General features: G+C 49.9%; 5 protein-coding genes and 2 pseudogenes. 2 read left to right on the top strand and 5 right to left on the bottom strand.

What is annotated here, in order from left to right; translation table 11 throughout:
* Positions 1-478, top strand: a pseudogene (locus B5D40_RS16215) (hypothetical protein); the annotation flags it as partial.
* Between the two features lie 454 nt (positions 479-932).
* On the opposite strand, the gene B5D40_RS14420 reads toward B5D40_RS16215, so the two are convergent.
* From B5D40_RS14420 to B5D40_RS15450, 5 genes are all read right to left on the bottom strand, one after another.
* The gene (locus tag B5D40_RS14420) at positions 933-2786 is read right to left on the bottom strand and encodes a transglutaminase-like domain-containing protein (RefSeq protein ID WP_158222113.1); all 1854 of its coding nucleotides are present in this window, start codon (positions 2784-2786) and stop codon (positions 933-935) included.
* Positions 2783-4000 (bottom strand): DUF58 domain-containing protein, encoded by a 1218-nt coding sequence (locus tag B5D40_RS14425; protein WP_078777482.1) that lies wholly within the window; start codon positions 3998-4000, stop codon positions 2783-2785. Before B5D40_RS14425 ends, B5D40_RS14420 begins: the two co-directional genes overlap by 4 nt.
* 5 nt (positions 4001-4005) lie before the next feature.
* Complete coding sequence (locus tag B5D40_RS14430) at positions 4006-4914, bottom strand: AAA family ATPase (protein WP_078777483.1); 909 nt, start codon at positions 4912-4914, stop codon at positions 4006-4008.
* Between the two features lie 810 nt (positions 4915-5724).
* Positions 5725-6732, bottom strand: a complete 1008-nt coding sequence (locus B5D40_RS14435) for a fibrobacter succinogenes major paralogous domain-containing protein (protein ID WP_078777484.1) — start codon at positions 6730-6732, stop codon at positions 5725-5727.
* A gap of 29 nt (positions 6733-6761) precedes the next feature.
* Positions 6762-7223, bottom strand: a complete 462-nt coding sequence (locus B5D40_RS15450) for an OmpA/MotB family protein (protein ID WP_095849520.1) — start codon at positions 7221-7223, stop codon at positions 6762-6764.
* A gap of 81 nt (positions 7224-7304) precedes the next feature.
* Between B5D40_RS15450 and B5D40_RS15455 the strand changes: the two are divergent.
* A pseudogene (locus B5D40_RS15455) lies at positions 7305-7532 on the top strand (IS5/IS1182 family transposase); the annotation flags it as partial.

Genomic DNA, 7532 nt, shown 5'->3' on the forward strand with positions numbered 1-7532 from the left:
CCTGGCCAAGGGCGTCGACTACGAGGAGCTCCAGGAGCAGTACATCCTGTTCATCTGCCCGGACGACATTTTCCATAAGGGGAAGCCCGTTTACAGGTCCCAGAACCTCGAGTGGGGCAGCCCGGAAATTTCGCTCGGGGACCTCTGCTACAAAAATTTCTATATATTTAAGAAGTACTCCGAAATCAAGGATGCGGCGACCCGCGAGTATATGCAGTATTTCGCCACCAAGCAGAGCGGCTCCGAAAAGATGGACCGCATCCGCAGGCTTGTCGAAAAATACCGCCAGGATCCCGCAGCGAGGAAGGCTTACATGACTCTGGAACAGGAATTCAACATCCGTTACAAGAAAGGCCGTTCCGAAGGTGCCGACTTCAGGAACAGGGAGCTTGCCAAGGGCTTCCGCGATGATGGTGTTTCCATTGAAATCATCGCCAAGCGTACTGGCCTCACCCCCGAGGAAATCAAGGCGTTGTAATTTTGAAAGGGTCGCTCCCGTGAAGGGCGGCCCTGTTCTGTTTCTGCGTCCGTTTTTCCCAACTTTCAACTAACCACTAATCAAGCAAATCCGGCGGGCGTTTTGCATATAAGCCCCAATTTTTTGGGATTTATATATAAAATTCCACCTCGATTGGCTTGGTTGGTGTGCTTCGACAGGCTCAGCAACCGGTTGTCGAACCATGGTTCGCGACTAGTGATCAGGAGGTAGTGGGGAGTTGGAAATATAGGAGAAACGGCTAGCCAGAATGCAAAACACCTCGCAGTCTGCGAGAAGAAATTTTCTTTGTGAAAAAGAAATTCCTGTATTGAAAAAAGAGTTCCACTTTGCGAAAAAGATGTTCACACTTTGAAAAAATTTTTAATTGAGAGTATTTGGTGGAAGATCGTATATAATTCCCAATTTTTTGGTATCCACAAAATCCACCGACTTTCTATTCCACCCAGCGTTCTGCGTCGTATTTTTGCAGATTTTCCAGCAAGGCATTCCAATTCGGGTTTGGTTTTGGTGGCGGCACTTTTGAAATCCGGCGGTAAAAGGCGCAAACCGTTTCGCCGTCTTTTCTCCGGTAGCCGAGATGCCGTAGCTTCTTTTCTGTTTTGGACAGCAATTTTTGGAGATGGATGATTCTTGCGCTTTGCTGCCTGTCGGTTTGGTTCCGTCTCCAGAGTTGCCGTATCCTTTTTCGGAATGCCAGCGCGAGCAGCAAAAGAAGCAAAAGGTAAATCGTCGGACGTTGGATTTCCTTTTCCAGAAAAACCGTCCAGGAATCCAGCGCGGCGCGCCAGGTGCCGTCCTTGAGCAAATGGAACAGATAAAGCGTTTTGGCTTTCCATCTTTCGCTCCAGCTTTCCCATGCGGAAAATGCGGTCTCTTGGAAAAGAATCGGCGGCGTTGGGTCCCACGTTTGCCAGGAGTTTCCGTCGAAAAATTCCACCCAGGCGTGGGAACGGTTTCTTCGGAAGAACGCATATTCTTCCGTTTTTTCCGGGAAGGCGAAGCCGACGACATAGCGGGCGGGCACGCCGTTTTTTCGCAAGAGCAGCGTGGCAAAAGAGGCGTAGTATTCACAAAATCCGATTCGGTTTTCAAAGAAGGAAATCAGCGGGTCTCTTTTTCGGTTGGCGGCAAAGGGAACTTCCAGAGAGTAGGTGAAATTTTTCGCAAAATAATCTTGGATGACGGCAGCTTTTTGTGCGGGCGACGGAAAAATTTTCAAATTCAGCGAATCGGTCGCTTGCGCAAAGAGGGAATCTAGGCGTTTGGGAACGTTCAAAAATTCCGCAGTGTCTTCCATTGCCATTTTTTGTCCGGGAATGTAATACCAGTCGTTTCGATTTTCCTGCGGAGCCGAAAAACTTCCGCCAGCATAGAACAGCAGGGAGTCGGCATCCTTGTAAGCGATTCCCGAACCTAGCGGAGCGAAAGCAAAATCGAATGTATTGAGCGAGGCTTTGATCCAGACGGGTTCCGCCGAATCCTGGGCGAGGAAAACCGCATGGTCGCCGATATAGAAGTCGGGCAAAATCCATTTTTGATTTTTGGGCAAATTCCAGATTCCAAACGAATAATCGCCGTAGGCAATCGCGCGAAGATATTCAGGGGGATTTTTTGTCCAGAGCCGGAGTACGATTTCTTGATTTTTATCCGACAGAAAATTGGTCTTGAAAGAACCGAGATAGCCGACGGGGGAAAATCCCATCATGGAACGTTCGTTTCTGTATTTTTCTTCCCAATTTCCCGAACGCATACGATGTCGCTGCCAGTCGGCAGCTTTCTGGAAGCCGAAGAGAAGCCCGATTCCCGCAGCCACAGAAAGCAGAATCGAAATGGCAAAGAGAAAATTCCGTCCTTTGGGCTTGATGCTGAAAAGCAAAAAGACGGCGGACGCAAAAAGGAAGGACGCTGAAATTTTGTCGGTCGCATGGAGCGAAAAGAGCAGAGCGAAAAGCGCGTTGAACCGGAAAAATACCGGGAAGCCGCCTTTGCCCGAACTTTGCCATTGCAAAATGGCGAGCGACATGAAATACCACGATGGAATGACAAATAGCCATGGCGAAAAAAAATGCCCGCGGGTATTGGGCGAGAGAAACCACCAGAGCGCAAAGGGCAGAATCATCGCGTATGCTACGGCTTTTTTATAATTCGGCGTTTTCTTTTGCCGGTGCAGCGCAAAACCGACGGCTATCCAAAGCAAAAAGAAAATTCCCAAGAACCAGATTCCCGAAGATTGGGCGAGGGCGAGTACGGCAAAACCGAGAAAAAGGGCTTCGTACAGGCACTTCATAGATGCACCTCGTCTTCCGAGGAAAGGGAAAGGAAAAGTTTTTCGTCTTCCATGCCGTTCTTTTCGGAGACGACGATTTGCTTGGTGATCAAAGGCGAATCCAGGGGAAGGACGGAAACGGAAAGCACGGGAGCCATTGGGCGGGCGGCGGGATTCCATTTTTGGGGCTTCGGAAATTTTTTGCCGATTTCCGGATAGGGCGCGCGGGCCAGGGCGTCCAGGATTTTGGCGATGGAATCGTGCGGCGCGTCTTTCGGGAGAGAAATTTCCCGATCGGCAATGAAAAAGCGTCCGAGAAGCGAACGTCCTATCAGGTATTGGGCGATTCCCGCCGCCAGACGCACGGCGTTTTCCACCCGGATTTTGTCGGCGACTTTTTGACAGGAAACGTCCAGCAGCAGGACAATCCCTTCGCCCCGTTCTGCGGCAAATTCCTTGGTGAAAGGTTTCCCGTATTTGGCGAAGGCTTTATGGTGCAAGTCCCGCAGGGAATCGCCTTCGCGGTATTCGCGGATGCCGATAAAATCCAGTCCCCGTTTGAAGCTCGGTTGCAGATAGGGAGCAAACGCGCGCCCGCTTTTCCCGTAAGCCAAAAAATGCATCTGCACGACGGGAATGGCGCGCGGCTGTACGACGAGTTCAAAATTTCCGGAAGCCGGTTTTAAAATGCTCGTGATGCCGAGCGCATTGGGCACGACCGCCGCCACCGAAGGAATTTCAAAAGCGCCCCGCCGAGAAGTCCGGACAAAGGCGAAAAATTCTTTTTCTTCTGAAGGGCGAAGCGATTCGTATTTTTCTTCGTCTTGAAATTTTAAAGCCGGATGCATTCGGAAGCACCCGAGTTTTATCGCCGCGAAATTTTTTTCCGCTCGGATTGTTGCTGAAATTTTTGCCGCGTCGCCTTCTTTCACGGGAGGAATTTGCACGTGGCGCACGGCGATTTTTTTTAGAGGGAAAAGGGTGAAAATCGAAACGATTAGAAAGGCGCTTGCCGTGAGCAAAAACGCTTTGACGGCGAACGCTCCCGGCACCCAGACAAAGAAAAGCGAAAAGAAGAGGAAAACCGCCAAAACCCGACCGGTTGCCGTTAGCCGTTCCTTCCAGAAATAATAAAAGTAGAGGAACGCTTTGGGCGTGCGGGACATCCGTGGATATTCCCGCCGGTAATAGGAAAGAATGCGGAAAATTTTTCCGGGCTTTGTTTGCGCATTCATAAAATTTAACGGGGCAGGGGTGTCCGCTTCTGGATTTCGTTCAAAATATGTTCCGCTGTTCCGCTTTCGGCATCCGCGCAGAAAATGCGGTGCGCCATGACCGGCAAAAAGGCCTTTTGAATATCGTCCGGCTTCAGGGCTTTGCGGCCATCCATCCAGGCGAATGAAGACGCCAGAGAAAGAATCGAGATCCCCGCCCGTGGACTTGCCGGCAGACGTACAAGCGCGTGCGAACGCGTGGCCTGGACCAGCGAAACGATATAGCCGTAAAGGCTTTCATCCACATAAATCGACTGGATTTCCTTGCGCCATTTTAAAATTTCTTCGGGAGAAGTGACGGGCTGCACGGCATCGATCGGGTGCGACTCCTTGTGGGCTTTGAGAATCGACACTTCCGTATGGGTGTCGGGGTAGCCGAGTGAGAGCCGAATCAGGAAACGGTCCATTTGCGCTTCGGGGAGCGGGAAGACTCCGTGAAATTCGACCGGATTTTCTGTCGCGAGGACCATGAATAAATCGGGCAGCCGATGGCTTTCGCCTTCGAGGGAAACCTGCCGTTCTTCCATGGCTTCCAGGAGTGCGCTCTGCGTCCTTGGCGATGCCCGGTTGATTTCGTCCGCCAAAAGAATTTGCGTAAAGACGGGGCCTTTCTGGAGTTCAAAAGTTCCTGTCGATGGGCGATAAATGGAACCGCCCGTCACGTCGGCGGGGAGCAGGTCCGGCGTAAACTGGATGCGGGAAAAATCCGCTCCAATCGCCTTTGCCAGAGCCTTAGCGAGGGTGGTCTTGCCCGTTCCGGGAACATCTTCGATTAAAACGTGCCCGCCGGCGAGAAGCGTCGCAAGCAGCAGATCGACCGCGCTTTCTTTGCCGAGAATCACCTTGTTCAGTTCTTTGCGTAAAGAATCTATCATGGCGATAAAATACATTATTCGGGAAATTCAGGCGGGAATGGGGCGAATGCGGGAATGGGAGAAGCGGCATAAAAAAACGCAAAACGGCGAAAGAACTGCCTCCCGATTGTCGAACTAGTCAAGGCATGGTTGTTGAGCTTGCCGAAGCATGGTGCAGCCCTTCGATAAACTCAGGGACCGGTTGTCGAAGGGCGAAAGTCGAAGCAAATCGGTTTTGGCTCGTGTGTACGTGAAAATTAGTCGCCGCAGAAATTTTTGGCTCGTGTGTACGTGAAAATTGCCCGCCATGGAAATTTTTGGCTCGTGTGTACGTGAAAATTAGTCGCTGCAGAAAGTTTCGGCTCGTGTGTACGTGAAAATTAGTCGCTGCAGAAAGTTTCGGCTCGTTTTTACGTGAAAATTGTCTGCCGCGGAAATTTTTGGCTCATTTTCACATGAAAATTGCCCGCCGCAAAAAGTTTTGACCCGTTTTCACATGAAAATTGCCCGCCGCAAAAAGTTTTGACCCGTTTTCACATGAAAATTGCCCGCCGCAGAAAGTTTCGGCTCGTTTTTACATGAAAATTGTCCGCCGCGGAAAGTTTCGGCTCATTTTTACATGAAAATTACCAGTCGTGGTTCGACTAGGTCTCCAACCGCGATTCAATAATCGGTTTCTGAACTCGCCGAAGCACGGTTGGTGAGCCTGTCGAACCATGGTCGCGGCCCTTCGACAGGCTCAGGGACCGCCGGTTAGTGTGCTTCGACGGACTCAGTAGCCGCTTATCGAACTAGTCAAGGCATGGTTGTTGAGCTTGCCGAAGCTCTGCCTTATTCCGAGTCTTTGATGCAACGGACGGAATACCCGTTGTTGATGGAGTTGTAATCCGCCATCGCTCCATCGTTGTTGTTGTTGAAGATACGGCTGTACGCATATTCGCTGCCGTATACCGCAGAACTCCAGAATGTTGCTTTATCTCTGCCGTATACCGTAGAACTCCAGAATTTTGCTTCAATGCCGCAGTTGAGGTAAGTGTCTGAGGAGATAACTTGGCCCGCAGGCAAGACGGAAAAGCCGTGTCTGTCTATGCCGTTGCCGTCATCTTTCCAGCCGTTCTTGGACTTTAGCTGGTTGCCGGCTACCTCCGTTCCTCCGACGTATTCAAAGAGCTGATTCCATTCTTCGTTGGATGGCAGATGCCAACCCGGAGGGGGTGCTTTTTGTGCTGCCTCCCAGATGTAGAGGCGTCCGTATTTCTCGGCGTTCTCTTTATTTTTTTCGTAACAATAGCTGCCGCTCATTGCGTAGTTCAAGTTCTCCGCCATCCAGACTTGGTCTCCGATTTTCACCGTTCGGTAAACCTGATCGTCGCGCGGGTCGGTAAAGGTATTTTCGCTGTCCGCATTTGCAAAAATCGAAACAATTGAAGGCACCTGGTCGTTTATTTGAAATCCAATAGAACCCGCCACCAGCGCAAGCATTTTTTGCGCCATATTTCCGTTAATGCCGAATTTGTCCGTCAAAGTGGAAGTCGCATACTGCAAAACCTGCGCCTGCTTTTCCGATGGCATTTCCAGCGCTTTGACCAACTGCTCCGGAATATGCTTGATTTGCAGCAGCTTGATAACGTCGCGGTCGTCGGAAAAAGACTCTGGCCATTGGTCCATTTGATTTTTAAGTAGCCCAGCGTTTTCTTCTTCAAAAATTTCAGGCCCGTTTTCCTCGATCATTTTCAACAAAATGTCGCCAAGGGACTGTTCTTTGGAAATTTCCAATCCGCAGAACGGACAAACCGTCCATTTCTCGTTGAGTTCTTCGCCGCATTGTTTGCATTTCATTTTATACTCCTTTTTTTTTGGGGGGGGAATTAGAAAGCGTCCCTAGCAACAAGACGTATTTCTACACGCCTATTTTCATCTGCCCTAGGGTTGTGTGGATTTTTCAAGTGATCGGGTCCATAGCCGACCACTGAAATTCTACGACTAATAGATTTGTCCCCTTTGACCGTATTCAATAGAGCCTTACGCGCCTCTCTTGCACGCCCTGCAGACAAACTGTAGTTGTCGTCATAGACCGCACAATTTTTGGATACATCCGTAGAGATTCCCATAACGGAAGCAGCGTCCGTGTGACCTTCAAACTGGACAGAGATGTTCGGAAAATCTTTCATCTTTTTGGCAAGAATGGGGGCAATCTGCTTTAAGGCTTTCTTTACACTGGGATTTAAGCAAGCGCTTCCTTGTTCAAACGCATTAGAACGCAGCGTAATCACGCTATCCGTCACAACAACGCTATATAGTCCTCCCTTAAAATCTCGTCCAACCCGCATAACTATTGGGGAAAATTGATTTCTACCCTGTGAAAATATTGCAAGGATTTCTAAAATATGATTGAAAACCTTGCATTTTTTATGTACAGACCGCCAAAATCCCACGCACAGACAAGCCTTTTCTGCTCCCTTGAGGAACAGTTGAACCACAAGCACCCCCTCTACGTTCTCGCGAACAAGATTGACTGGAACAAGTTCGAGACCGAGTTTTCCAAATTGTTCGACGAAAAGATGGGTGCGCCAAACAAGCCGATCCGTCTCATGACCGGGCTCATCATCCTGAAGCACATCCGCAACGTATCGGACGAG

Source organism: Fibrobacter intestinalis (assembly GCF_900167415.1).
Lineage (GTDB): Bacteria > Fibrobacterota > Fibrobacteria > Fibrobacterales > Fibrobacteraceae > Hallerella > Hallerella intestinalis.

Coding starts and splice junctions, on each gene's coding strand:
- B5D40_RS14420 (WP_158222113.1), bottom strand. CDS start 2,786: ATGAAGTGCCTGTACGAAGCCCTTTTTCTCGGTTTTGCCGTACTCGCC.
- B5D40_RS14425 (WP_078777482.1), bottom strand. CDS start 4,000: ATGAATGCGCAAACAAAGCCCGGAAAAATTTTCCGCATTCTTTCCTAT.
- B5D40_RS14430 (WP_078777483.1), bottom strand. CDS start 4,914: ATGATAGATTCTTTACGCAAAGAACTGAACAAGGTGATTCTCGGCAAA.
- B5D40_RS14435 (WP_078777484.1), bottom strand. CDS start 6,732: ATGAAATGCAAACAATGCGGCGAAGAACTCAACGAGAAATGGACGGTT.
- B5D40_RS15450 (WP_095849520.1), bottom strand. CDS start 7,223: ATGCGGGTTGGACGAGATTTTAAGGGAGGACTATATAGCGTTGTTGTG.